We start from the raw sequence: 24,875 nt of genomic DNA on the forward strand, positions 1-24,875 counted from the left end.
CCGAGGTTCGCAAGGCCGAGGGACGGCGGGGCGATTCGAGGCGTTCGACACCCTCCACCCCCAGGCCCGCCCGACATCCGGCCGCGGCAAACCAGGGGAGTACGGCCCGATCACACCGACCCGACAGCGGACGACCTGGGGCACCTCGAGACGCCAGGCCCGGCGCGGGGCCTGTGCCCGTGGGAACACCTTCTTCAAGGAGTTGCGTCTGTGCGACACCGCATCGAATCCACCACCCGCCGGCGCGGGGCGACACCGACGGTCCCCTGGCCGTCGCCCCCGTATTGTGTGGCACCCCGCCCGGCGCCCGCCGCCGACGCCGACTGCGGTTGCCGTGGTGCCCCGCGGACGGATCCGACCGTCCAGGCACCCTCGACATCGGTACGGCGGCGGGAACAGCCCACGGACACCCGCACGGCCCCGCACCGCGGGCGGGGGGACACCCTCGGCCGTCAGGCCGTCCTCGCCTTGTTGCTCGACGGCGACACCTACGCCGCCCGCCGGATGGCCGAGGTGCTCACGCCCGCACTCGCCGAGAACGTACGGGTTCATGTCGTCACCCCCAAACCCGGAGCCGCGAGGCAGGCACTCCTGTCACACCTGCGCACCACATGTACGCGCTCCTGGGTGGCACTGCCGCCCTCCGACGACGAGTTGGTCGTGGTGATCGAGCCCGTCTCCGACCGTCAGGTGGCGATGTCAGCCCAAGTCCGCTCGCACACCGAGGTGTTGACCCAGGCGTCATCGGGGGGCCGGGTGGGTTCGAGTCCGGCGGTGCCGTTGTCCCATGTGGCGAGTGGGTACGCCGACGCGGTACACGCCCTGCGCACACGGCCGACCGCCCAAGAGCGCGCGACCACCGCCGACCCGGCCCTGCTGCTGCCCCCGGAGGCCTGGCGTTGGGTGGCACATCTCCTGGGGCCGCTGATCCACCACGCTCCGCAGCGCACATCGTCGCCGGATTCCCCGGAACTCATCAACACCCTGCGCGTCTGGCTGGACAGCCCACGGCATGCCGGCAAACGGCTGTACGTCCACCGCAACACCATGGCCAGGCGCCTGTCCCGCATCCAAGACCTCCTGCACATGGACCTGTCCCACCTCGCCACCCGCGCCCAACTCGCCGTCGCCCTGGCACTCTTCGACCGAATCCGACCCACCACAGCGCCGGGCCCCAAGCCCGCGACGACAGCATCGTTCGACGACCTTCTGAAGAGTCCGGCCCTCCGAGACTGGGCCGTGGCACGGCTCCGCCTCCTGACAGGCATCGGCGGAGCCGGCGACCCGGTGCACACCGTCGCCACATGGCTCGCACACGGCGCCCGCCCATCACCCACCGCCGACGCCCTGGGCATCTCGCCCACAGCCTTGAGGAAACGTTTCATCCGCATCGAGACCGCGCTCGGCAGCGAGATTTTCCGCCACCCATCCACCCAATACCGCTGGTGGCTCGCCTTCACGGCATACGCACCCGAATAGCGCGTGAGGGCACGCCGCCTCAGAGACTCCCCTGCCCGCCAACCGGCGCATGTCAGCCACCTTTCACATCGATTTCGTCGGCTTCGGCCCGCCCTTCCCGATGCCGGCGCATAGTGCACTCCGAAGGTGAAAGAACGTTGGCAAGCGCAGAGGCAGCCCCGGCCTCTGGAAGGCGCGGCGCGCGGATCGTGTTCCGCGGATTGCTGTCCGACGCACCGGATCGCGTCGGCTGCGACCACATCGGCGTCTGGTTGGGCGATGGCACGATGATTCATCCGCGAACCCGGAGTTCGACGTCACCGTCGACCGCGAAGCGCGCGGCCGTCGTCCGATGGGCTCGATCGACAAGCCTGATGCTGGTCCCGTTCGGGCTGGTGGCGTGCGGCGTGCTCACGCCGGGCAACCCGGTCGCGCGGTCCGGCGCGAGCCCTTCGTCCGACGCCGGGACGACCAGGGTCCCGCCGCCGCCCACAGCACGGCCCGAGCGCCGCGACACGGCGGTCCCCGAGGAACCGGTCCGTTCGCCCCGCCCGTTGCCGACCGCGTCCCCGACGGGAGTCGACCCGGTACGGGCGAACGGCCGGGAACCTGTCTCGGTCGGGGCAGCGGCGCTGATCACGTTGGGGACGTGGGACACCACCGCGGACACCGGTCCCTGGGACGCCGAGCTACGTGCCCGCCCGCTCCTGCATCCCGACTATGTGGCGGCGACCGGCCAGGACAACGGCAAGGGGCCGGGCGCGGCATGGTGGTCCTGGGCCGAGCAGGGTGTGCACACCACTGTCACCGCACACGTCGCGGACGAGGCCGGCAAACCGCCGAACACGGACACACGTGCCTACCACTCCTGCGTCGTCACGGTCACACCGGTCACGCGTGACAACACCGTGCTGTCATCGGATTCCTTGGTGGCGTACGTGACCCTGGCCCGCGGGTCGGCGGACGAGGAAGGGAAGACCTATGAGATCCGCGTTGCCTCCTGACACCGGGCTTCGGTGCCGCAAGACGCCTTGTGACCCGTGAACCGGGAACACTCCGCGGGGTCCCACCGCCGAAGGCGATACCTCGGTCTCCAGGACGCGTGCGCCGAGGGCCGAGCCGAGGATGGTGTCTACGTCCAACGCTCAATCCCCAGACCGCGGCCGGCACCGAGCCTCGCGGCTGCCGGGGCTTCGGGGTGTACGGGAAGTGTCGGCTGGTTGACCTCGGAGGTGGACACATTCTTGGTCGTTACGGTCCCCAACTCGGGGCTTCGGTTGACGGGCAGTGCCAGGCCACCGCGCCCTGAACCCCGGTTGATGGGGCCGATCGAGCGGGCCAACACGGTCGCGACCCGGAGCCCCTGCGTCTTGTCGGCCTTGTGTTCGACGAGATCGGCGAGTGTCTCGAAGGGCACTCCCCGGGTGGGGAAGAGCGGGACGGGTTGGCCTGTTTCGGCGTCCTTGCCTCGGGCCACCAGCGTTTGCCAGGTGACTTCCCAGGCCGCCTGCTCTCGGGCGGACGCGGAAGCGGGTAGGGAGTCCAAGCCGGCCAAAGCGCGCTGACGCGCGATCGGCATCTCGGATCCGCGGAGACTGAGCGCCGCCACCGTCGCTGCCGCGGCATGCTCGGCCGCGGCTTCGGTCATTCCTCGGTCGAGTCCCAAATCCCGCCTGATGGTCTTCAGGTTCTCGGCACGACGGGCCATCAACAGGGCAGGCTGAACGTAGGCGTCCAGATAGTCGATTTCCTCCAGGGTGAGTCGGGATATCCCACCGGCATCGTCCGCGAAGCCGGTGAGAATGTGGCGCGCCGCAGTTGCCTTCCTGGAAACTTCGGGATCCCGGAAGTAGTGGGCCCAGCCAGAGATCAGTTGGGTGGCCCGCTCGGCCTCGTCGATACGGACGAGCGCCAGGCGTTCACCTTCCGGATCCCTCATCCCGAGGGTGTTCTCCACATACTGGCGCGCCTGGAAGAGGGTATGCGCTGCCCGTATCCGATCCTCCCGGTTGTCGAAAACCGGGGTGACGGCAGGCTCCATCATGGGAAACGGGGAAGGCTGCCCAGAATCCCCCGCATGCCCCACTTCCCCTTGCAATCCCTGCCATCGTTGAAACAATGCGCCTTTCAATTGGAAAACTGCTGCCTCAACTGCCTCGGGGAGCGCGTCGAACCGTTTCTTCCGATCTGCCACGGTAAGGAATGCTGAGGCAAGCGCGCCGGCATACCGCGCAATCCCTGGCACATGATCGAATCTGTGTGCCTCGTTTTCCTTGAGGAGGAACCAGAGGGTGTCGGCCTCCGGGGCGGTCGCAGGCTGCCCATAGCGTTGCCGCAAGGCATCGTGGGCCTCGTCCAGAGACCGGGGAACCCGTGTGACCGCTGGATTCGCGGCGACACTGATCGGCTTCCCCCGCGCGGCAAGGAGCGCGGCCAGGGTCGGCTGGACGTTTTGCTCCCCGACCTCCGAACGGACGGCCTCCATAATGGAGTCGTACGGGAAGTGCCCGGCCTCCGCCCAGTGCGCCGCGTTGCCGAAGAATTCCAGTGCTGCGAACGTTTGCGGATGAGGTCGTTCCGCCATTTCCAAGGTCGACTTGATCTGATCGAACGTGTTGGTGGCCGCAGCGGCGAACTCCCGGTGGGAAAGGCGGTCCGGGGTGAGTCCTGCCAGCATGTACGCCGTTGCCACGCCCAGCTCGCGCAGATGTTGCCGGGTGTTCTCTTCGGAAACCCCCCAGCCGGGTTGGCGACGGAATTTCGGCTCTCTGCCGACGATCTCGGCCACGTTGCGAACATAGCCGTCCCGTGTGGCGGAACCAGGAGCAAAAAGCGGCCCCGCCACTGCCGCGCCCAACCACAGTCGCGAGAGAAGTTCCGCCCTGCCCGAGCTGCCGTCGTCGAGCAGCCCCAGCGAACTCCTGAAAAACGAGCTTGCGAGCGATGGTGTGCCGTCTATGGTTTTCGCCCTGGCGCGCCGGGCGTTGTCCAAGACGACTTTCCTGTCCGCGTCGTTGACGCGGCCCATTGTGGCCCCATGCGCGCCCAGGTCGGCGAGCTTGGTGATGGCTTCTCGTGCCAGTGCGGAGACCAGGGAATCACGCGGGTATTCTTTGTGGATGCGGATCATCGTGGACACGAGGTCTTGCGAGCTTTCCCGGATCTGCTGACGGTTCAGATCGTTGTGTCCGGAAGCCTGGACCGCGATCGCGGCTCGCAGCAGGGATGCGCGAAAAGAAGCGTCATTGATGCGGGATTCCCACGCGGCCTCACCTTCTTTCGGCACGGACACCCCTCCATCCGCCGGGCGGCGGCCTCAACGCCGACCAGCTGCGGTGGATCGACGGTCGGCAGACACAGCAATGCGGTGGGACCGTCCATCGGCGCAGATTTCATGGGCGTGGACCGGGGACAGTCGGGCAGCTGGGCAAGCTCAAGTCATTTCCGGAGCGCATGTTCAAGCTGCTGCCTTTGCCGAACCTCCCTCTGCGGCAAGGAAGTTGTCGCCGTCCTGGCGGAGGAGCGCCACTGCTCGACGGCCACGAGCGGTGTGCGACTCGTCAGCCGGGATACGTCGATCTTGCGAAACCCTTTGGCGGCCAACCGCGCGTCAGGAGTGGGAGGGATTGGGTTCGCTGGTTCGTGGCGCAGGGCGACTTCTGCGGCACTCCGAGCCGGTCTTGACGCGGGGTGCCTGCGCGCGCCCGCGAGTTCGCGCGCGATGACGGCCAGGAAGATGCCACTCTGCCGGGCGGCTCCGTCATCGGTGCCCAAATACAGATGTCCGGCGCCTTGCTCTTCCACGACGAGTGTCTCGGCGCCGTGCTGTCTGATCAGCTCGGCATAGCGAACGCTGTGGAATTGGCCCGGGACGCGTGTGTCGTCGCGGCCGAAGTAGAAAAGGGCTCGGCGCGGGATCTCCTCCGCGCTGAGGCCGTACGCCGCCAGGCGCTCCACCCCGCCGTGACGCGCCGCGGCGGACGCGGGGCCCAGCGACCAATCGTGCGCGTTGTTCGGGCCGACCCCGACCTGTGCCGCCTGTTCTCCGCGGCTCAAGACGCCGTGCTGAGTGACGCCAAGTCGGAACAGGCTCGGATGTTCCTGCAGCATCAAAGCCACGTTCACCGCCGCCGCGGACGTGCCGCTGAGCACGGTCTTCTCCGATGTGAGCAACCCCGCCGCGATTCCCGACTCCAGAACGGCGGTGATGCCGAGGGCGGCCTCGTGTTCGGTGGAACTGACGACCGGGTTCTCGAGCATGACCGCCAGCACCCCTCCTCCCGACTGGATCCAGGGGAGGGCGTACTGCGGAGGGCCTCCATACCCGGCGGCGGGTGCCTGCGGAGTTGCGAAGTGGCTGAACTGTTCCACAACCGTGCCGATCGAACGGGAGGGGTCGGTCCCGGACGCCATGGTCAGTCGGGCCGTGGCCACTTTGCCGTTCGCGTACTGCGCGCGCCACACGCGAGTGACAGTCTCGACGCCGTGCGGAACGCGGGCGGCGGCTTCCTGAGCCGGCGGCCATGGCCGGACCGTGGGTCCGGCATCGCCGAGCCGGTACTCGTACACGCGGGAGCCGACCAGGTCACCCCATGAGACGTACATGTTGGGGGACGCCCCGTGCGCATCCCTCCCGGGGGTACCGGCGGTGATCCCGTACATGGCACCGGTCCGTCCCTCGGGCGGACCGGTGATCGCGTACAGGAACTTCCCGTTCGCGGCCCGCACGTCCAAAGCGTCGGAGCCGTCCTGCGTTCTGTGGACGACCAGACGTGTCCCGACCCAGCGCACGCTGTTGAGATGAGCGCCGGGCGTGTGCGACACGGGGATGAGGCGCTTCCACGAGCCGCGGTCGGTGAGGGAGCCGATCGGGGCTCGGAACAGCGCGCCTTGCGGGAAACGGCCCATGTCCGTGGAGACGAAGGTCGCGGTCCCCTCGCGTACCGCAAGCGAACCGCGCATCGTGGTGACGAGCGACGACGTGAACCGCGGATGCTCCGGTGACGCGGCAGGCGCCGAGAGGTCGGCCAGATACAGATGCCGAAGCTCCTGTGCCTGGCCTCCGACGGCCACGAGCCATTGGTGTCCGTTGTCTTCGTGGATGGTGAAGCTGGGCCACGGCGCCGGTTCCGAGCCGGTCGACCTGCCGGGATTCGGGATGGTGGTGTCCGGGCCGTCCAGGCCTCCGGTTCGCACCCTCCATTCGGCCGGACCCGGGGTGAGCGGACCAGGGTGGTGAACCGTGTAATAGAGCGCGTCTCCCGCCTGTGCCAGGGCACCCCAGCGAAAGTTCTCGATTTCCCGTCCCACCGTGGTTCCGCGATTGACGTCGAGGAATCGGAGTACGCCGTTTTCCGTCTCGTCCGCAAGGAAGAAGGCGAGGATGTCGTCGGTGAGAAATTGCCAGCTCTGGAGCCGGAGTTTCGATTCTTCGCCGCGCCGCTCGAACGCACCTGGAGCGACGATCACTTCGGCCTGGTCCAGCGATGTGCCTTCGGGAACGCGTACGAGAGTCCGACGCCCGTCCATGTGGAGGGTGACATAGCAGTAGCCGTTCTTGAACGTGGGCAGCGACAGCCGCAACGACGCGCTGTCACGGACACGTTGCTCCCACACGCCGATCTCGGCGTCGGACGGCATGACCAGAGGGGGGTGGTTCGTCAAGCTGCTCCCCGTCGTCGAAATGATTCGATCAGGAAGCTAAGCGCGCGCACCCGGCTCCGCAATCCGCGAAGCGCTCGCCCGCGGATCGCGCCCAACGGACGGTTACCGTCGAACCCTTCCGATCAGCGGCGACGTATTCGCCTCCGGGCGAGGCGAGGCGGTCGCCACGGGAAGGGCGGGTACGCGCCGCCGCGACGTTGGAAGGGCGGCCGGGGCACCGGGCCGGGCGCGTCAGGGCGCGCCCGGCCGCGCCGCTCGCGCCGTCAGGTGGTGGGGCGGCGGCGGGCTGCTCGGGCGGATCGCAGGAGGGTGGTCGGGCGCATCAGGGTGGTCGGCGGGGCCAGCATGTGCATGACCTCGAAGAAGCGCAGACCCACGGTCGGATCGGTCACCGAGGCCCGGAGCACCATGTCGCCCAGTGCCGTCGCGACGCGGAACCCGAACGGCTTCGGGGCGTCGACGTGCGGGAGGCGGAGGTCGTTGAGGACGGACGTCTGCCACGCCTCGTCGACGACGGGCCGGATCGCGTCGAAGAACGGCCGGGCCGGACGGTGCGGCGACGCACCCGACTCCAGGTAGGCGGCGAGGCGTGCGGCGTGTATGGCCGCGGACGACATGCCCTGGCCGTAGACCGGGTTGAACGACGCGACCGCGTCCCCGACGCACACCAGGCCGCCCGGGAAGCGCGCCACCTCGGTGAAGTCGCGGCGGCGGTTGTCCGGATGCCGGTAGACGGCGGGTTCGCCGACCAGCGACGCGTTCGCCGCCAGTTTGCCGAAGGCGGCGGCGGGGTCGTTCCGGCAGCGGGCGAGGAAGTCCTCGGCGGTGCGGGCCGGGCGGTCCTCGCCGTAGCCGGCCACGAGCGCGACCCACCGGTCGCCCTCGACCCGGCCCAGCGTGGCCAGGCGTACGCGACCGTCCGGCCGCCGGTCGAGGGACTGCGCGATCGTGGCCCCGTCCGCGGCGTCGGCGGGCGCGCGCAGGACCGCGGTGGCGTAGCCGAGGTCCACCGAGATCCGGCGCATCGGCGGTTGCGGCCAGTCGGCTTCGGTCAGCCACGCGCCGATCCGGGTGCCGCGGCCCGTGGCGTCCACCACGAAGTCCGCGGTCAGAGTGTGGTCCCCGCCGCGCGGGCTCGCGGCGTCCTCGGCCGCGCCGACGGGGGCGGTGCCGTCCGAGAGGAGCACCCCGACGACGCGGTCACCGGCGAAGACGAGACCGCGTACGGCGCCGACGACCAACCGGATATTGGCATGGCCGAGAACCCGCCGCCGCAGATGCGCTTCGAGAAACGGGCGGGTCGCGCTGATGAGCACCAGGTCTCCCGCGGCGACCTTGTGCCGGCCGTCGAGATAGCAGTGCACGTCCCCGCCGGTGCTGCCGGTGGCGGCACCCGCGGCGGCGAGTTCGTCGGAGAAGCCCGGGAGCCACCGGTCGATCGTACGCCGCCCGGCTTCGAGGAGGACGTGCATCTGCGTGCCCTGCGGTACGCCCTTGCGGGCCACCCCACCGTCGCCGAACTCCCCTCCGGTGCCGACGTCGTCGCGTTCGACCACGACCACTTGGTCGGCGTGCTCGGCCAGCACGCGGGCGGCCAGCAGGCCGGCGATGCCCGCCCCGAGCACGACGGCTGTGCGCATGTGTGTTCCCTCCTGGTCGGGCGGCTTCGCTCTCGGCACACCGAACGGGCCGGGCACCGGCAGGACGAAGACCCCGGCGGCTGCGAACGCCCATCGTCGCGGCGGCTGCGCCCCGCGAATCGCCCGAACGCGCACGCGGACTGTGCGTTTCGGCCACGCGCGGTGACCGCCGGCGGTGCCGCGCGACGAGCGTCCCGGCCGGAGCGAAACCCCCGCCGCCGGCCCCTGGCGCACACCGCCGCGTCGGCGGCCCATCGCCGCCGCGGACCGTCGGGCCGTACGATGTCGACCCCCAACAGCGATCACCTGTGTGACCGGTGCCCCCGTCCCCTCCCCGGCGGCGGACCGAATGGTGACCGGGACGGTGCAGGAACGCCGCGGTATCGACCGGCCGCGGATCCTCCCGCGCAGCGACCCCCCCAGAAAGGTTGCCCGTCGTGAACGCCGCATCGCCCGAGGCCGGCCCAGGACCGGCCACAGCAGGGAACCCCACCTCCGCGTCCGCGCGGCGCCACACCCTCAGGGGCGCGCGCGGGCGCCGGTCGGTGGTCCGCCCCGGAAACGGCTCCGCCGTCGGCGGAAGGGCGCAGGACATCGACACCTGGCGGTCGATGCTGCGCGAGTGCATCGTCGAGTTGGACGCCGCCCCCGTCGGCGGCGTCGACGCAAGCCGCTACACCGGCTGGGCCTACCAGTTGGACCTGGGCCCCCTCAGCGTCACCGACGTGGGCACCGACCCCGCCCGCGTGTCGCGGACGCCGCGCATGATCGGCCGCAGTCAGGACGCCTTCTACCACTTGTCGGTCGCGCAACGCCCCTGTTGGGTCGCGCAGGCCGGGCAGGAGACCCGCCTGGAGGCCGGCGACGCCGTCCTGCTCGACTGCACGACCCCGTTCTGGCTGGCGGCCGACGGGTTCGCGCACCATTTGGTCGTCAACATCCCCCGCGGCGAACTGCTGCGCAGCCTGCGGGTCGAACGCGACGTGCTGGGACGGCGGATCGCGGCGGCGAACCCGGCCCTGCGCGTCCTGACCGCGGTGATCGGGGAACTCGGCGGCGGCACCGCCGCCGTGCCGCCCCGCGCGCTCCTCGAACTCGGGAACACCGCCGCCGAGTTGCTGGCGTCCACGGTGCGGTGGGAAGGCCACCCGCACGCCGCCGCCGAGGACGCGCGGATGAGCCACCGGGCGCAACTCCTGCGCATGCAGGACTTCGTATGCCGCAACCTGGCCGAACCCGGGCTATCCACACAGACATTGGCGTCGGCGTTCGGCGTCTCCGCGCGCTACGTGGAGATCGTCTTCCGCGACGCCGACCTGACGCCGTTCCGCTTCATCCGGGAGACACGCCTCGACCAGGCGCGCCGCATGCTGGCCGATCCGCGCCAGCGCCACCGCCCGATAGCGGCGGTGGGCCGGTCGGTCGGCTTCGAGAACGCGAGCGTCTTCGCCCGCAACTTCCGTGCGCGGTACGGGGCGACGCCGCGCGAGTACCGGCAGACGGGCCCGCGCGGCGACTGACCCGGCGCGGGGACGGCGTCGACCCGGGAACCGCGCCCGGGCCCGACGCCGCCCGGCCACGCCCGTGGTGCGGCAGGCCGGCGCAACGGCCGTGGTCCGAGCGGCGGTTCGTACCACGGCGCATCCCTCGGCGCATCCCTCGGCCGCCCGCGACCGCGGCACCCGCGGAGCGCCGCGTGCGGTGATCGGCGGTTGTGCGCGCGGGAATCGTCGCCTTTCGCGTCGGCGACGCTGCGAAGGTCTTCGCCGTGCGGCTCCGGGGTCACCCCTGCGCGCCGCCCGGAAGCCGTCCACCGAACACGGGAAATCACGACTTGCTGTCTGCGTCCACGCGCTCCTCCGATGTTCCTGACCCCGGTGCGGACCTCGGCCCCCGGGAACCCGGCGGATCCGCCCGGCGTTCCCGCCGAAAGGCCCCCGCTCCGGACCGCCGCAGACGCCGCGCCGTCCCCCGGCCCGTCCGCCGCACCGGGGGACTGCGCCTCCCCGGTATGCGCAGCCTCCGCGCGCGCATCGTCGTCCTGGTCCTGGTCCCCGGCATCGCCCTGGGATCGCTGTGGACGACGTTCACCGTCAGCCGCTACCACCAGGCACAGGACCTGCGGCAGACGGTCCACGACGTCCAACGCGTCGGCGTCAAAAGCGAGATCGCCATGGTCGCCATGCAGGAGGAACGCCGCCTGACGATGGAGTACCTGGCGCGAGGCACCGATGACGCGGGCGCCTTGGCGAACCAGCGCCAACGCACCGACCAAGCGCTCGCGGCCATGCGCGACGCGGCGGGCCCCGTCGTCGCGGGCAACCCGCCCGACCTCAAGCGCATCTTCGGCGACATCACCGCCGGGCTCGCGCAGTTGCCGGCCTTCCGGCAGCAGGTCGACGTCCGCGGGGTCGACACCGACGCGGCGTTCGCGTTCTACACCGGCGCGCTGACCATCGGGATGAGCTACTTCGAGGCCGAGGCCGGGCTCACCGACGACACCAAGTCGGCCAACGAAGGCGGCACCGCGGCGGCGTTGTTCCGCGCCCTCGAATACCTGTCCCGGCAGAACGCCGTACTGTCGGCCGCCCTCGCGTCCCCGACGGGCTGGACCCCCGAGCAGCGCACGCAGTTCGACCAACTCGTCGGCGCGCAGCGCGGGCAGTGGACGTTCGTGAGCCCGCGGCTGCGGGGCGACCAGGCCGCCCGCTACGCCGAGATCGTCGCGAGTCCCGAATGGGCGCGGCTGACCGCCGCGGAGAACGCGGCGAGCACCCGGACCGGACGCCCCCCGATCGACGCCGCCGCGTGGCAGGCGACGATGCCGGTGATCGCCGAGCAGCTGCAGCAACTCACCCTGGACCAGGTCACGTTCGCCGTCGGGTACGCCGAGGGCCGCGCGGACGACCTGATGGCGTCGGTCATCCTCGTCGGCGCCCTGACGCTCGCGGCCCTGGCCCTGGCCGTGCTGGTGTCGGTGCTCGTCTCGCGGTCGCTGATCAACCGCCTGCGCGGCCTGCGCGACTCCACCCGCCGCCTCGCCAACGAGCAACTGCCGGACCTGGTGACCCGGTTGAAGCAGGGCGAGAAGGTGGACCCGGGGGAGTTCGCCCCGGACTTCGCCCACGGTGACGACGAAATCGGCGAGGTTGCCCGGGCGTTCGACGAGGCACAGCGCACGGCCGTCAGCGCCGCGGTCGAACAGGCCGAGACACGCGAGGGCATCAGCCGCGTCTTCCTGAACCTCGCCCACCGCAGCCAGGGCCTGGTACACCGCCAACTCGCCCTGCTGGACGGCCTGGAGCGCGAGCACGAGGACCCCGACCTGCTGGCCGAGCTGTTCCGGGTCGACCACCTGGCCACCCGGATGCGGCGCAATGCGGAGAACCTGTCCGTACTCGGCGGGACGATGCCCGCGCGGCGGTGGCGGCGCCCGGTGCCGCTCGTCGAGATCCTGCGCGGCGCCGCCTCCCAGACCGAGGACTACTCCCGCGTCACCCTGACCATGATCCCCGACGGCGGTCTCGCCGGACCCGTCGCGGGCGACGTCATGCACCTGCTGTCCGAACTGGTGGAGAACGCCACGTCGTTCTCGCCGCCGCACACCAAAGTGCGCATCCACGCCGAGGTGGTGCCCAACGGGCTCGGCATCGAGATCGAGGACCGCGGGCTCGGCATGTCCGAGGAGTCCCGCGCCGAGGCGAACGAACTCCTCGCGACCGCACCCGAGTTCAACGTCATGGGGTTCACCCGCGACTCGCGGATCGGACTGTTCGTCGTGGCGCGGCTCGCCGAGCGCCACGGCATCGCGGTCAGCCTGCGGTCCTCGCCGTACGGAGGCACCTCGGCCGTCGTCCTCGTGCCCCCCGCGTTGATCGTCCACGCGGACGACGAGCCCGGCGAAACCTCCGATCGGCCCATGCTGGTGGAAGCCCTCCCGGCCGGCGGTGCCGCGCCCGAACGCCGCGCGGTACCCGTCGGAGCCGCACCGGACCGAGCCCACACCCACCCGGCCCCCGACGTACGGACCGCCCCGCCGCCCGTACGCCGGATCCGCGAGGAGCCCCCGGAGCCCGCCCGCCTCACCGCGGTGCGCCCCGCCGCGACACCCCCGGCTGCACCGCCCGTACGACCGGCCGCACCCAACGCCGCGTCCGGCCCCGGCGGCACGCCGCCCGCCGCCCCGCCGCCCGACGAGCGGCGCCGCCTTCCCCGGCGCATCCGGCAGGCCAGCCTCCGCCCGCAACTCCTCAACCCCCCGGCGCCCGAGGCGCCCGGCGCCGACACCGCCGTCGAACACCGCCCCGCGGAAGAGGCCCGCACCATGATGGCCGCGTTCCAGCGCGGCTCGTTCAAGGGCCGCACGGACGCCGGCGGCGGCCCCCACGCCCCGGACGCCGACGCGCCCGAGCCCCCGAACGGACAAGGACAGTGGTAACCGCCATGCCGCCAGTGCCACACGACAACGCCGAACTCGACTGGCTGCTCGACGACCTGGTCAAGCGCATCCCGCGCACCAGGCACGCCATCGTGCTGTCCTCCGACGGCCTGCTGATCGGCCACTCCCGCGGACTCGAACGCGACGACGCCGAGCACATGTCCGCCGTCGCCTCGGCGTTCCAAAGCCTCGCCCGGGGAGCCGGACGCCACTTCGACGGCGGCCGGGTCCGCCAGACCATCGTCGAACTGGAGCGGGTCTTCCTGTTCGTCACCGGCGCCGGGCAGGGAGCCTGCCTCGCGGTCCTGGGCGAGGCGGACATCGACGTCGGCCTGGTCGCCTACGAGATGAACCTCATGGTCAAGCGCGTCGGCGACTTCCTCGCCGCCGCACCCCGCCACGCCGGGACGCCGGCACGGAATCCCTTCTGAAGAAGGAGCCCATGTCCGATCCGGACGACACATGGTGGGACGAAGACGCCGGGCCGATCGTGCGCTCCTTCGCGAGAACCGGCGGACGCACCCGCCCCAGCCGCGACGAGTTCAACCTCATCACACTCATCATCACCGCGGACGACCGGACCGACCGCCCCGGCCTGGAGCCGGAGCACGCCGGCATCCTGCGGCTCTGCGCGGGCAACCCCTTGTCCGTCGCCGAGATCGCCGCGAAGTCGGACCTCCCGCCCACCGTGGTGAAGGTCCTCCTCGGCGACCTACTCGACATGGGGGCGATCCACACGCGCGCGCCGATCGCGCTCGCGGACGCCCCGGACATCCACGTACTCCAGGCGGTGCTCGATGGAATTCGCAGGATTTGACCCGGGAATCGCCCCGGACAACCTTCCCACGGCGGTCAAGATCCTGATCTCGGGCGGATTCGGGGTGGGCAAGACGACGATGGTCGGCGCGGTCAGCGAAGTCCCTCCGCTGCGTACCGAAGAGGTCATCACCCGGGAGAGCCTGGGCGTCGACGACCTGACCGGGGTCGAGGGCAAGACCACCACCACGGTGGCCCTGGACTTCGGACGCATCACGCTCGACCGGAGCCTGGTGCTCTACCTGTTCGGGACGCCGGGCCAGGACCGCTTCTGGTTCATGTGGGACGAACTCTCGGTCGGCGCGATAGGCGCGATAGTCCTGGCCGACCCCCGCCGCCTCGCCGACGCGTTCCCCGCGGTCGACTACTTCGAACTGCGCGGCACGCCGTTCGTGGTGGCCGTGAACTGCTTCGACGGCATCTGCGAGTTCGGCATCGAGGAAGTCGCCGCGGCCCTCGACCTCGACCCGCACGTCCCCGTTGTCATGTGCGACGCGCGCGTTCGCGACTCCGGCAAACTCGCCATGGCCACACTCGTGGAACACGTGATGGCCATGCACGTCGGAGGTGCGACGGTCGTGAGCCGCTGACCGGCGTCCGCGCGGCGGGTGGGCATGCGGCCCACCCGCCCTCCGGTCCTTGACATCAGGCAACCCGAGGCCTGACCCTGTCGCTCGTCCGGCCCGCGACTGACCGCGTGCCCGGGCGGGCGATTTCTGTGCCCGAACCGGGTACCTGCCGGTGCTTTTTCTGATACTCTGAGTATCAGATCAACAAGGGGCGCCTCGTGACGCCGTTCCCTGCCGCGATCCCCTCTGCCGCGACAAGGAGGGGTCCAGGAGAGCCGGCCGCCGGCCGAGCTGCGCGATGGGGCGGATGGCCCTTTCATGAATTGATCGGCCTTCGACTTTCGGGAGTCACCGTCATATGGCGCGCAGGGACAAGCGGACACAACAAGAACGAGAGCATGCGGAGCTCTGGGCACGGCAGGACCGGGCCCGCGAGGATATGTCGAAATCCGTGGAACTCCTGCATCGCGTCATGGAGGCCAACAAGAAAGGGATCGATCCCGGGGTGTCTCGGGAAGAAGTCGACGCCGCCATCAAAGAATACACCGACGCCAAAGGGGTGTCGGACAGTGCCGCTCAAGGGATGACGGAAATTGCCGTGGACTATATGAAAGCCGAGAGGAAAAGGGAGGCCAGGGAGGCTGCCGCGCAACGGAAGCGAGAAATAAACGAGGAGCAGCGCAGAAAGACGGAAGAGAGGCGACAGGCGCGGGAGGCCGCGTATCAGCGCAATTTAAGTGCCAAGCAGGAGAAGAAGAAGGGAAAAGGCAAGGGATGACCACCACATCGCCGCCGCGGCGTGGGTGGCCGCCGTCCACACGACCCGGAACACGGAGACGGCCACACCAGGCGTCGACGCGCGGGACGCCGCCGGTGCCACAAAGACGCCATGGGCTGTCCACTTTGCGCGGTGGGAGATGTGACGGCGCGAATTCGTCGAGGGCTCGTCGGCGGTTTGGTTGGCTGATGCCCATGACGAGTCGCATCGCGCCGGTCCGCCTCTACGACGCTCGCCGCCGCCGCTCGGTGCCGCTGCCCCGGCCCTCCGCGGGCCCCGTGGTGGTGTCCGCCGTGTCGACCGAGGCGGCCGCGCTGACCTTCGACGAGGCGCGCGCGGCCCTCATCGCCGACACGCTGTGCCGTGTGCTGGCCTGGAAGGGCTATGACGACGTTCGTCGGAGCGAACCGGCGCCCGTCACCCCCTGGGGCGAGAACGGCGGTTGTCCCGCAGGGGCCGCCCACCGCGTCTGCGTGCACGTGACCGCGACGGAGGGGGACGAGTCGACCGCACAGCCCTGCCACATGTTGGTCAACCTGGTGCAGCGGGCGCGGTTCTGCCGCCACCTGGCACACGACTGGCACCGCGAGCGGCGCCCGCCGAAACTCGCCGAACTCGTCGGACTCGGAGTCTCCATCGAGGATTTGGAGCTGGGATTCCTGCTGGCCGGACACTACCGGAACCCGCGAAAAGTCAACTGCTCGGATCTGCACGGCGGTGTGGTCTTCAGGGACGCGCACGTCGTCCGCCGCCGATGGGGCAACCATCTGAGAGCCCTCGCGCCGCTGCCGGACATACGCCTCCACCGCGAGGCGGCCGAGCTGTTGTCCCCCGAGGGGCGGGACGTGCTGGAGGCCTTCGACGCGGCGATCAGCGACAACATGAACGCCCCCCGGGCCATGCCGCTGCTGTACCGCGCTCTCCGACTGGGTGAACTCCCGCGCGCCGACCGCGCGGTGCTCGCGGCGGTGACCCTCGCACTGGTCCCGGCCCTGGCGGCACCCGCGATGTCCGGGACCTGATCCGGCGGCGCCGCGCGGCCGGTGCGTCCACCGCCGGTCGTCCCGACCCGCGACCCGAGATATACGAGCGGGGGAGGTCGGGGGCGGCTTCGGGACGCGCCGCCCGCAGCCGCGGTCCGTGGCGCGCGGGTCCTCCCGAAGCGTCCGCGTACGAACGCGTCTCAGCCCTCGTGTGCTTCGGCCGACCGCTGCCGGCGGGCACGCCAGCGTTCCATCATCCCGGCCAGTTCCTCCTGAAGGAACTCGAAGAACTCGATGTTCTCGCCGAGCCGTTGGCCCGCGGGCGTGTCGGGCCCGACGGCCTTCACGCCCGCGCGGAGGGTTTCCTCCCAGCGGACGAGCAACTGGTCGCGGCGGGCGAAGGTCGCGTACCACTGGTCGTTGCGGACGCGGTACCGCTCGCGGCGTGAGCCCGGCTCGCGCTCGCGGCTCACCAGGCCGACGTGCGTGAGGTACCGCACCGCGCCGGAGACCGCGGCGGGGCTGATCCGGAGGCGTTCGGCGAGTTCGGCGGAGCCGAGGACGCCGGTGTCCGAGGCGAGGATCGCCGCGAAGACGCGGGCGGGCATGCGTGTCATCCCCGCGTCGACCAGCTCTCCGGCGAAGCGTTCCACGAACTCCCCGACCGCGTCCTCGTCCTGGTTCGCCACCGCTGTGCCGCCTTTCCCTGCCCGAATCCGCCCCGTACGTGCGTCGGGCAGCGCGTCCAGCCTATCCACGTTCTTAACTTTCACATAGTTCTGAAAGTAGTGTACGTTCAGCAGAATGAAGACGGCAATCAGCGCAGTCGCCCTGCGCAAGAGCTTCGGCCGAAGCCAGGCTCTCGACGGCCTCGACCTGACCGTGCGCACGGGCGAGGTGCACGGTTTCCTCGGCCCCAACGGCGCCGGTAAGTCGACGACGATCGGCATCCTGTTGGGGCTCGTCCGGGCGGACGCCGGCACCGCCGAAGTACTCGGCGGCGACCCGTGGCGCCACTCCGTCGCGCTGCACCGGCGCATCGCGTACGTGCCCGGCGACGTCACACTGTGGCCCAATCTCACCGGGGGAGAGGTCATCGACCTGCTGGGCCGGTTGCGCGGCGGGGTGGACGCCGCCCGGCGCGACCGGCTCGTGCGCCGGTTCGAGCTCGACCCGACGAAGAAGGGCCGGGCGTACTCCAAGGGCAACCGGCAAAAGGTGGCCCTGGTCGCGGCGTTCGCGGCGGACGTCGACCTGCTGGTGCTCGACGAGCCCACCACGGGCCTGGATCCGCTCATGGAGGACGTCTTCCGGCGGTGCGTCGAGGAGGCCCGCGACCACGGCCGCACCGTACTGCTGTCCAGCCACATCCTCGGCGAGGTGGAGGCGCTGTGCGACCGGGTCAGCATCATCCGGCGCGGACGCACCGTCGAGACCGGCACGCTGGCCGACCTGCGGCACCTGACCCGCACCTCGGTCAGCGCCGAACTGGCCGGCCGCGCCGACGGGTTGGCGGACCTCGACGGCGTCCACGACCTCGACGTGCGGGGCAACCACGTGCGCTTCCAGGTCGACGGCCACAGCATCGGTGCCGCGCTCGACGCCCTCGGGCGGTCCGGCATCCGCAGCCTCACCAGCAGCCCGCCGACGCTCGAGGAACTGTTCCTGCGGCACTACGAGGACGAGCCCGCCGACGGCCGGCGAGCCGACGCCCCCGACGCCCCGACCACCGCGGCCGACACCGCCGTCCCCGAAGCGCGGTCCTCCCGTTGAACGCCCTCACCGGAACCACCGTCCTCACGCGCCTGGCCCTGCGCCGGGACCGCGTCATGATCACCGCGTGGTCAACCACGGTCGCCGTCGTCGTCCTCGGCTCCGCACGGTCGTTCACGGCCCTGTACGACACACCCGCCGAGCGCGCCGACCTCGCCCGCAGCACGAACGACAACGCGTCCCTGCGCGCCTTCTACGGGCCGGTGTTCGCCTGGGACAGCGGCGGCGCCCTCACCGCGTGGCGCTTCACCGTCATCGGCGCGGTGCTCGTCGGCCTCATGGCCGCGCTCATCGTGGTGCGGCACACCCGTGACGAAGAGGAGACGGGGCGCCAGGAGTTGGTCGCGGCCGGGGCGGTCGGACGCCTCGCGCCGCTCAGCGCCGCGCTGCTCACCGCCACCGCCGCGAGCACCGCGGTCGCCGCGCCCACCGCGCTCGGGCTGCTCGGATCCGGCGACGGCGCGGCGGGCGCCCTCGCACTCGGCCTGTGCCTGGTCGCGAGCGGCGTCGTCTTCGCCGCCGTCGCGGCCCTGAGCGCACAACTCGCCACCACCGGACGGGCGGCGCGCGGTATGGCCGGCGCCGTACTGGGCGCGGCCTTCCTCGTGCGAGCCGCCGGAGACGCCGCGTCGCGGGGCGCCTCGTCCGCGCTCATCTGGACGTCGCCGCTCGGCTGGATCGAACAGGTGCGCCCGTACGGCGGCGACCGCTGGTGGGCGCTGCCGCTCCCGATCGTGTTCGCCGGTGTGGTCGCGGCGGCGGCGTACGCCCTCGTGACCCGCCGCGACCTCGGCGCGGCAATGCTCGCGACACGCAACGGCCGTGCCACCGCCGGGCGTTCGCTGTCCGGCCCGTTCGGCCTCGCGTGGCGCCTGCACCGCGGCGCGCTGCTCGGCTGGGGCATCGCGTTACTCGCCGCGGGGGCGGTCTACGGCGGCGTCGCGGGCGGCGTCGACGACTTGATCGGCGACAACCGGGATGTATCCGACATCGTCGCGCGGATGGGCGGCGGCGGAAGCCTCACCGACGCGTTCCTGGCGAGTGCGATGGGCCTCCTGGGCCTGCTCGCGGCCGTGTTCGCGGTGCAATGCGTGCTGCGGATGCGCGCCGAGGAGACCGGCGGACGCGCCGCCCCGCTCCTCACCGGGCCGGTCCCGCGCGTGCGGTGGGTCGCGAGCCACCTGGTCTTCGCGGTCCTCGGGCCGGTGGTGCTCCTGGCCGTCGGCGGCCTGAGCGCGGGAATCGCCCACGGAGCGCGCGTTCCGGACCTCGTCGCGGCGGCGATCGCCCAGGCGCCGGCGGCGTGGGTCGTGGCCGCCGCCGCGACGGCGGTCTTCGGGCTGCTGCCCCGGGCCACGCCCGCGGCCTGGGCACTGGTCGCCGCGTGCGGTGTGCTCGACCAACTCGGCCCCGCGCTCGAACTGCCGCGGTCGATCATGGACGCCTCGCCGTTCAGTCACCTGCCGAAACTGCCCGGCGACACCGCCACGGCCGCGCCGTACGCGATCCTGACCGCCGTCGCCACCGCGCTGCTCGTCGCCGGCATCACTGGCACCCGCCACCGCGACATCGGCTGACACCACCCCGGCGCACCACGCACGCCCCGACCGGACCCACCCGGGTCCGATCGGTTTTTCCCGCACTCCTCCCGCTCCCCAGGCGCCGCCGCCCGAGCACGCCCCACGTCGCACCGAACGCCCGCCGGGACACCGTCATCGGCGCCGAGGGACACGCTCGGCGGTGGCGCCGCGGCCTGTTCGCTACGCCTCGTCGGTGACAGTGGAGGGTTGGCGGTGGCATTTGGGCGGTTACGCGCCCGCTACGCGGTATAGCTGTGCTTGTCGTGCGTCCGACGTCGTGCGGTGCCTTGCCGCGGAACCGGAGGAACCCACCGATGGACGACTTGGTCTTCCTTGTTGTCGTCGTCGCCTTTTTCGGGCTGATGGTTCTCCTCGTCAAGGGTATGGACCGCCGGTGAGCGTGGAGAACATCATCGGATTGGTCTGCGCGGTCGGTCTGCTCGTCTATCTGATCATCGCCCTGGTGTTTCCGGAGCGGTTCTGATGAGCGATTCCGCGGCCGGGCTGGTGACCGTCGTGGTGCTGGTCGCCGCGCTGGCCGTGGCGCACGTACCGTTCGGGAACTATCTGGCGAGGGTGTACCAGAGCGAACGCCATTGGGCGGTCGAGCGGTTCGTCTACCGGATGGCACGCGTCGCCCCCGACGCCGAACAGCGATGGTCGACCTACGTTTTGTCGCTGCTGGGATTCTCCGCGGTGTCGGTCGTCTTCCTGTACGCGTTCCTGCGGCTGCAGGGAACGCTGCCGCTTTCGCGGGGTTTCGGCGCGGTACCCGCCGACGGCGCCTTCAACACCGCCGTTTCGTTCGTCACGAACACGAACTGGCAGTGGTACGCCGGTGAATCGACCCTGGGATATCTCGTCCAGATGTCCGGGCTCGCGGTCCAGAACTTCATGTCCGCGGCCGTGGGGATGGCCGTCGCGGTGGCGCTCGTACGCGGCTTCACCCGCTCGCAGAGCGACCGACTCGGCAACTTCTGGGTCGACTTGGTACGCGGCACCGTCCGCGTCCTGCTGCCGCTCGCGTTCGTCGCCGCGATCGTGCTCGTCGCGACCGGCGTGGTGCAGAACTTCGCCGGCACGCAGCACGTGCACACCCTCGACGGCGGCGCGCAGTCCCTCGTCGGCGGCCCGGTCGCCTCCCAGGAGGCGGTGAAGGAACTGGGCACCAACGGCGGCGGGTTCTACAACGCGAATTCGGCGCACCCGTACGAGAACCCCAACGCGTTCGCCAACCTGTTCCAGGTCTTCCTGCTGCTCCTGATTCCCAGCGCGTTGCCGCGCGCTTTCGGGCGGATGGCCGGAAACACCCGGCAGGGCTGGGCGATCCTCGGCGCGATGGGACTGCTGTGGCTCGCCGGGCTCATCGTGGTCACCGCCTTCGAGGCCGCGCACCCGGGGACCGTCCCCGACGCGGTCGGCGCGTCCCTGGAAGGCAAGGAACAGCGCTTCGGGGTCTGGAACTCCGCGTTGTTCGCGAACTCCACCACCATGACGTCAACAGGGGCGGCGGGTTCGGCCCACGACAGCTATACGGCCCTCGGCGGCGGCATGCTGATCGTCAACATGGTGCTGGGCGAAATCTCGCCCGGCGGCGTGGGGTCGGGGCTGTACGGCATGCTCGTCATCGCCGTCCTGGCGGTGTTCCTGGCCGGGCTCATGGTCGGCCGGACCCCCGAATACCTCGGCAAGAAAATCCGCCAGCGCGAGATCACGTGCGTCGCGCTGTACGTCCTCGCCATGCCGCTCGCGGTCCTCGTCGGCACCGCACTGGCCCTCGGATTCCCCGGCCCGCGCGAGGCCATCCTCAACCCCGGTCCGCACGGGCTCTCCGAAGTGCTGTACGCGTTCGCCTCCACCGGCAACAACAACGGCAGCGCCTTCGCCGGCCTCGGGACCAACACCGCCTTCTACAACACCGCGCTGGGACTGGCCATGCTCATCGGACGCTTCCTCCCCATGGTGTTCGTCCTGGCACTCGCCGGCTCGCTCGCCCGGCAGCGCCCGGTGCCGCCGGGCCCGGGCACGCTGCCGACCCACAAACCCCTGTTCGTCGGCCTGCTGATCGGCGTCGCGGTCCTCGTCGCCGGCCTGGCGTTCTTCCCCGCGCTGGCGCTGGGCCCGATCGCCGAGGGCCTGCGGTGACCGCCGCGACGCCCCCGGCCGCCGACTCCGGCCGCGTCGCGGCGGGCGCCTTCAACGCACGACACCTGGCCACATCACTCCCGGACGCGGTACGCAAGCTCGGCGTACGCCACATGGTCCGCACCCCGGTGATGTTCGTCGTCTGGGTCGGCTCGCTGCTCGCGACCGCCTTCGCGCTGAAGGACCCGAACGTCTTCGCCGTCGCGACCGCCGTCTGGCTGTGGGTCACCGTCGTCTTCGCCAACCTCGCGGAAGCCGTCGCCGAGGGCCGGGGCCGCGCCCAGGCGGCGGCGCTGCGCCGGGCCAAACAGGAGACCATGGCGCGCCGCCTGCGCGCCGACGGCGGCGAGGAGCCGGTCCCGGGAACGCGGTTGCGCGTCGGCGACACCGTCGTGGTGGAGGCCGGGCAGATCATCCCCGGGGACGGCGAGATCGTCGAGGGCATCGCCAGCGTCGACGAGTCGGCGGTCACCGGCGAATCCGCCCCGGTCATCCGCGAGTCGGGCGGCGACCGCTCGGCCGTCACCGGCGGGACGACGGTGCTGTCCGACCGGATCGTGGTGCGCGTCACGGTCAAACCCGGCGAGAGCTTCATCGACCGGATGATCGCGCTGGTCGAGGGCGCGGCACGGCAGAAGACGCCGAACGAGATCGCGCTCAACATCCTCCTGGCGTCGCTCACGATCGTCTTCCTGGTCTCGGTCGCCGCGCTCCAGCCGATGGCCGCCTACTCCGGCAGGCAGCAGCCCATCGTGGTGCTCGTCGCCCTGCTCGTGTGCCTGATCCCCACCACCATCGGCGCACTGCTGTCGGCGATCGGCATCGCGGGCATGGACCGGCTCGTCCAGCACAACGTGGTCGCCATGTCCGGCCGCGCGGTCGAGGCCGCCGGAGACATCGACACACTGCTCCTGGACAAGACCGGCACCATCACCCTCGGCAACCGCGAGGCGACCCGGTTCGTCCCCGCCGAGGGCGTCGACGAGGTGGCACTCGCCGACGCCGCGCAACTCGCCAGCCTCGCGGACGAGACACCCGAGGGGCGGTCCGTGGTCGTCCTCGCCAAGCAGCGCCACGGACTGCGGGCGCGCGAGGAAGGCCTCATCCAAGGGGCGAACTTCGTACCGTTCTCCGCACAGACCCGGATGTCCGGGGTGGACCTGGACGACCGCCGCGTACGCAAAGGCGCCGCCGTGGCGGTCATGCGGTGGGTACGCGACAACGGCGGGCATCCGGCCGCCGAGGTCGGCCGCGTCGTCGACGCGATCAGCGCCGGCGGCGGCACCCCCCTCGTCGTCGCCGAACACCCGACCGGGCGGTCGGCGCGCGTGCTCGGCGTCATCCACCTCAAGGACATCGTCAAGTCGGGCATGCGGGAACGCTTCGACGAGCTGCGCCGCATGGGCATCCGCACCGTCATGATCACCGGCGACAACCCGCTCACCGCCAAGGCGATCGCGGACGAAGCGGGCGTGGACGACTTCCTCGCCGAGGCCGCCCCGGAGGACAAGCTCGCGCTCATCGTCCGCGAACAGTCCGGCGGGCGGCTCGTCGCGATGACCGGGGACGGCACCAACGACGCCCCCGCCCTCGCGAAGGCCGACGTCGGCGTCGCGATGAACGCCGGCACCACGGCCGCGAAGGAGGCCGGCAACATGGTCGACCTCGACTCCAACCCGACCAAGCTCATCGAGATCGTCGAGATCGGCAAGCAGCTGCTGATCACCCGCGGCGCGCTGACCACCTTCTCCATCGCCAACGACGTCGCCAAGTACTTCGCGATCATCCCCGCGATGTTCGCCGCCGCGTATCCCCGCCTGGACCGCCTCAACGTCATGCGGCTGGGCAGCCCGGAGTCCGCGATCCTGTCCGCGGTGGTGTTCAACGCGCTCATCATCGTCGCGCTCATCCCTTTGGCGCTGCGCGGCGTCCGCTACCGGCCCACCGGCGCCGCGGCGATGCTGCGGCGCAACCTCGGGATCTACGGCCTCGGGGGCGTCGTCGCGCCGTTCGTCGGGATCAAGCTCGTCGACCTGATCGTCTCGCACCTGCCCGGACTGGGGTGAAACGCCGTGACCACGACCTTCCTGCGGCAGGCACTGGCCGGGCTGCGCGTCCTGATCGTGCTCACCGTCGTCACCGGCGGCCTGTATCCGCTCGCGGTCTGGGCCGTCGCGCAGGGCGCGTTCGACGGGCAGGCGGACGGCTCGAAGGTGAACCGCGACGGACGCGTCGTCGGCTCGTCCCTGATCGGCCAGAACTTCACCGGCCCGCAGTGGTTCCAACCCCGGCCCTCGGCGGCCGGCGCGAACGGCTACGACCCGCTGGCGTCCGGGGCCTCGAACCTCGGCCCGGAGAATCCCGCACTCCTGGACGCGGTCGAGACGCGCCGGGCCGAGATCACCGCGGCGGACCAGCCCGGCGCGACGCCCGTCCCGCCGGACGCGCTGACCGCGTCCGGCAGCGGCCTGGACCCGCACATCTCTCCCGCCTACGCCCGGCTCCAGGCCCCGCGCGTCGCGCAGGCGCGCGGACTTGCCCCGCAGACCGTGGAGGCGCTGGTCGACGACCATGTCGAGGGACGCGTGCTCGGGTTCCTCGGCGAGTCGCGCGTCAACGTCCTGGAACTCAACCTGGCCCTGGACCGGCTCACGCCGGGGCGGTGAGGCGCGCCGCGCGCCCGCTCGGGCGGACCCGCGCGCCGGGGGCGGGAACATCACCGCGCGCGGCCGGTCGAGCCCCGCGGGGTCGCGTGCGACGACGTACGGCATGCGACAGCGAAGGACGGCGGAAAACGGGCCCGCCCTGGGCGAGGATCCGGCGCCGCGCTCTCGCCCCGGTGCCTGCCCTGACGTCCACCTCGGCGTGACTCCCGCCGCCGGTGAGCGCGGCCGGTGAGCGCGGCCGGACCGGGCGGTCCGCTGCGCCCGGACGGGTGACGTGTGCGCCGTCTTCGACCGACGCCTGCGGGGCCGCTGCGCGGAGGTCCCGCCGGAATCGCAGAATGCGGGACTGAGGACGGCGAACCGGG

Annotated in this window: 19 protein-coding genes; 15 read left to right on the top strand and 4 right to left on the bottom strand. The window is 71.2% G+C overall.

All coding sequences use genetic code 11. The annotated features are described in order from the left end of the window. Positions 1 to 468 precede the first annotated feature (468 nt). Together LO772_RS33530 and LO772_RS33535 are read left to right on the top strand one after the other, a co-directional pair. Positions 469 to 1,479, top strand: a complete 1,011-nt coding sequence (locus LO772_RS33530; protein WP_231775796.1) for a helix-turn-helix domain-containing protein — start codon at positions 469 to 471, stop codon at positions 1,477 to 1,479. A gap of 353 nt (positions 1,480 to 1,832) precedes the next feature. Continuing rightward, complete coding sequence (locus LO772_RS33535) at positions 1,833 to 2,462, top strand: hypothetical protein (protein ID WP_231775797.1); 630 nt, start codon at positions 1,833 to 1,835, stop codon at positions 2,460 to 2,462. A 128-nt stretch (positions 2,463 to 2,590) separates the two neighbouring features. On the opposite strand, the gene LO772_RS33540 is transcribed toward LO772_RS33535, so the two are convergent. From LO772_RS33540 to LO772_RS33550, 3 genes are all read right to left on the bottom strand, one after another. Continuing rightward, on the bottom strand, positions 2,591 to 4,744 hold the full coding sequence (locus tag LO772_RS33540; RefSeq protein ID WP_231775798.1) for a hypothetical protein: 2,154 nt from the start codon (positions 4,742 to 4,744) through the stop codon (positions 2,591 to 2,593). A gap of 152 nt (positions 4,745 to 4,896) precedes the next feature. Continuing rightward, a complete protein-coding gene (locus LO772_RS33545) occupies positions 4,897 to 7,098 on the bottom strand; it encodes an alpha/beta hydrolase family protein (RefSeq protein ID WP_231775799.1) in 2,202 nt (733 codons plus the stop codon). Between the two features lie 287 nt (positions 7,099 to 7,385). Then, positions 7,386 to 8,762 (bottom strand): FAD-dependent oxidoreductase, encoded by a 1,377-nt coding sequence (locus LO772_RS33550; RefSeq protein WP_231775800.1) that lies wholly within the window; start codon positions 8,760 to 8,762, stop codon positions 7,386 to 7,388. A 437-nt stretch (positions 8,763 to 9,199) separates the two neighbouring features. Between LO772_RS33550 and LO772_RS33555 the strand changes: the two genes are divergently transcribed. The 7 genes from LO772_RS33555 to LO772_RS33585 all read left to right on the top strand — a co-directional run bounded on the left by LO772_RS33555 (position 9,200) and on the right by LO772_RS33585 (position 16,385). Beyond that, positions 9,200 to 10,282, top strand: a complete 1,083-nt coding sequence (locus LO772_RS33555) for a helix-turn-helix domain-containing protein (RefSeq protein ID WP_231775801.1) — start codon at positions 9,200 to 9,202, stop codon at positions 10,280 to 10,282. A 491-nt stretch (positions 10,283 to 10,773) separates the two neighbouring features. Further along, complete coding sequence (locus LO772_RS33560) at positions 10,774 to 13,200, top strand: sensor histidine kinase (RefSeq protein ID WP_231775802.1); 2,427 nt, start codon at positions 10,774 to 10,776, stop codon at positions 13,198 to 13,200. Between the two features lie 5 nt (positions 13,201 to 13,205). Then, on the top strand, positions 13,206 to 13,631 hold the full coding sequence (locus tag LO772_RS33565; protein WP_231775803.1) for a roadblock/LC7 domain-containing protein: 426 nt from the start codon (positions 13,206 to 13,208) through the stop codon (positions 13,629 to 13,631). Positions 13,632 to 13,642: 11 nt separating this feature from the next. Continuing rightward, entirely contained in the window at positions 13,643 to 14,017 is a 375-nt protein-coding gene (locus LO772_RS33570) for a DUF742 domain-containing protein (RefSeq protein ID WP_231775804.1), read from the top strand. Next, on the top strand, positions 13,998 to 14,606 hold the full coding sequence (locus LO772_RS33575) for a GTP-binding protein (RefSeq protein ID WP_231775805.1): 609 nt from the start codon (positions 13,998 to 14,000) through the stop codon (positions 14,604 to 14,606). The genes LO772_RS33570 and LO772_RS33575 overlap by 20 nt, the downstream gene beginning before the upstream one ends. A gap of 337 nt (positions 14,607 to 14,943) precedes the next feature. Further along, positions 14,944 to 15,363, top strand: a complete 420-nt coding sequence (locus LO772_RS33580; RefSeq protein ID WP_231775806.1) for a hypothetical protein — start codon at positions 14,944 to 14,946, stop codon at positions 15,361 to 15,363. Positions 15,364 to 15,557: 194 nt separating this feature from the next. Continuing rightward, entirely contained in the window at positions 15,558 to 16,385 is an 828-nt protein-coding gene (locus LO772_RS33585; protein WP_231775807.1) for a hypothetical protein, read from the top strand. 161 nt (positions 16,386 to 16,546) lie between these two features. On the opposite strand, the gene LO772_RS33590 is transcribed toward LO772_RS33585, so the two are convergent. Continuing rightward, on the bottom strand, positions 16,547 to 17,035 hold the full coding sequence (locus tag LO772_RS33590) for a GbsR/MarR family transcriptional regulator (RefSeq protein WP_331717296.1): 489 nt from the start codon (positions 17,033 to 17,035) through the stop codon (positions 16,547 to 16,549). A gap of 115 nt (positions 17,036 to 17,150) precedes the next feature. Here LO772_RS33590 and LO772_RS33595 point away from each other — a divergent pair, with 115 nt between their 5' ends. From LO772_RS33595 to kdpC, 6 genes are all read left to right on the top strand, one after another. Beyond that, a complete protein-coding gene (locus LO772_RS33595; RefSeq protein WP_231775808.1) occupies positions 17,151 to 18,119 on the top strand; it encodes an ABC transporter ATP-binding protein in 969 nt (322 codons plus the stop codon). Then, positions 18,116 to 19,696: an ABC transporter permease gene (locus LO772_RS33600; protein WP_331717297.1), complete on the top strand. Its 1,581-nt coding sequence runs from the start codon at positions 18,116 to 18,118 to the stop codon at positions 19,694 to 19,696. Before LO772_RS33595 ends, LO772_RS33600 begins: the two co-directional genes overlap by 4 nt. Positions 19,697 to 20,093: 397 nt before the next feature. Next, a complete protein-coding gene (kdpF, locus tag LO772_RS33605; RefSeq protein WP_231775809.1) occupies positions 20,094 to 20,183 on the top strand; it encodes a K(+)-transporting ATPase subunit F in 90 nt (29 codons plus the stop codon). After that, the gene (gene kdpA, locus LO772_RS33610; protein WP_231775810.1) at positions 20,183 to 21,844 is read left to right on the top strand and encodes a potassium-transporting ATPase subunit KdpA; all 1,662 of its coding nucleotides are present in this window, start codon (positions 20,183 to 20,185) and stop codon (positions 21,842 to 21,844) included. Before kdpF ends, kdpA begins: the two co-directional genes overlap by 1 nt. Next, on the top strand, positions 21,841 to 23,910 hold the full coding sequence (gene kdpB / locus LO772_RS33615; RefSeq protein ID WP_269453131.1) for a potassium-transporting ATPase subunit KdpB: 2,070 nt from the start codon (positions 21,841 to 21,843) through the stop codon (positions 23,908 to 23,910). The genes kdpA and kdpB overlap by 4 nt, the downstream gene beginning before the upstream one ends. 6 nt (positions 23,911 to 23,916) lie before the next feature. Beyond that, positions 23,917 to 24,510, top strand: a complete 594-nt coding sequence (kdpC, locus tag LO772_RS33620) for a potassium-transporting ATPase subunit KdpC (RefSeq protein ID WP_231775811.1) — start codon at positions 23,917 to 23,919, stop codon at positions 24,508 to 24,510. Positions 24,511 to 24,875 lie beyond the last annotated feature (365 nt).

It is taken from the genome of Yinghuangia sp. ASG 101 (genome assembly GCF_021165735.1).
Classification (GTDB): Bacteria; Actinomycetota; Actinomycetes; order Streptomycetales; family Streptomycetaceae; genus Yinghuangia.

What these genes read in the sequence shown, in the direction of transcription:
- LO772_RS33560 (WP_231775802.1), top strand. Translation starts at nt 10,774, where the DNA reads ATGCGCAGCCTCCGCGCGCGCATCGTCGTCCTGGTCCTGGTCCCCGGC.
- LO772_RS33585 (WP_231775807.1), top strand. Translation starts at nt 15,558, where the DNA reads ATGACGAGTCGCATCGCGCCGGTCCGCCTCTACGACGCTCGCCGCCGC.
- LO772_RS33575 (WP_231775805.1), top strand. Translation starts at nt 13,998, where the DNA reads ATGGAATTCGCAGGATTTGACCCGGGAATCGCCCCGGACAACCTTCCC.
- LO772_RS33570 (WP_231775804.1), top strand. Translation starts at nt 13,643, where the DNA reads ATGTCCGATCCGGACGACACATGGTGGGACGAAGACGCCGGGCCGATC.
- LO772_RS33535 (WP_231775797.1), top strand. Translation starts at nt 1,833, where the DNA reads ATGCTGGTCCCGTTCGGGCTGGTGGCGTGCGGCGTGCTCACGCCGGGC.
- LO772_RS33565 (WP_231775803.1), top strand. Translation starts at nt 13,206, where the DNA reads ATGCCGCCAGTGCCACACGACAACGCCGAACTCGACTGGCTGCTCGAC.
- LO772_RS33545 (WP_231775799.1), bottom strand. Translation starts at nt 7,098, where the DNA reads ATGCCGTCCGACGCCGAGATCGGCGTGTGGGAGCAACGTGTCCGTGAC.
- LO772_RS33580 (WP_231775806.1), top strand. Translation starts at nt 14,944, where the DNA reads ATGGCGCGCAGGGACAAGCGGACACAACAAGAACGAGAGCATGCGGAG.
- kdpA (WP_231775810.1), top strand. Translation starts at nt 20,183, where the DNA reads ATGAGCGATTCCGCGGCCGGGCTGGTGACCGTCGTGGTGCTGGTCGCC.
- LO772_RS33550 (WP_231775800.1), bottom strand. Translation starts at nt 8,762, where the DNA reads ATGCGCACAGCCGTCGTGCTCGGGGCGGGCATCGCCGGCCTGCTGGCC.
- LO772_RS33595 (WP_231775808.1), top strand. Translation starts at nt 17,151, where the DNA reads ATGAAGACGGCAATCAGCGCAGTCGCCCTGCGCAAGAGCTTCGGCCGA.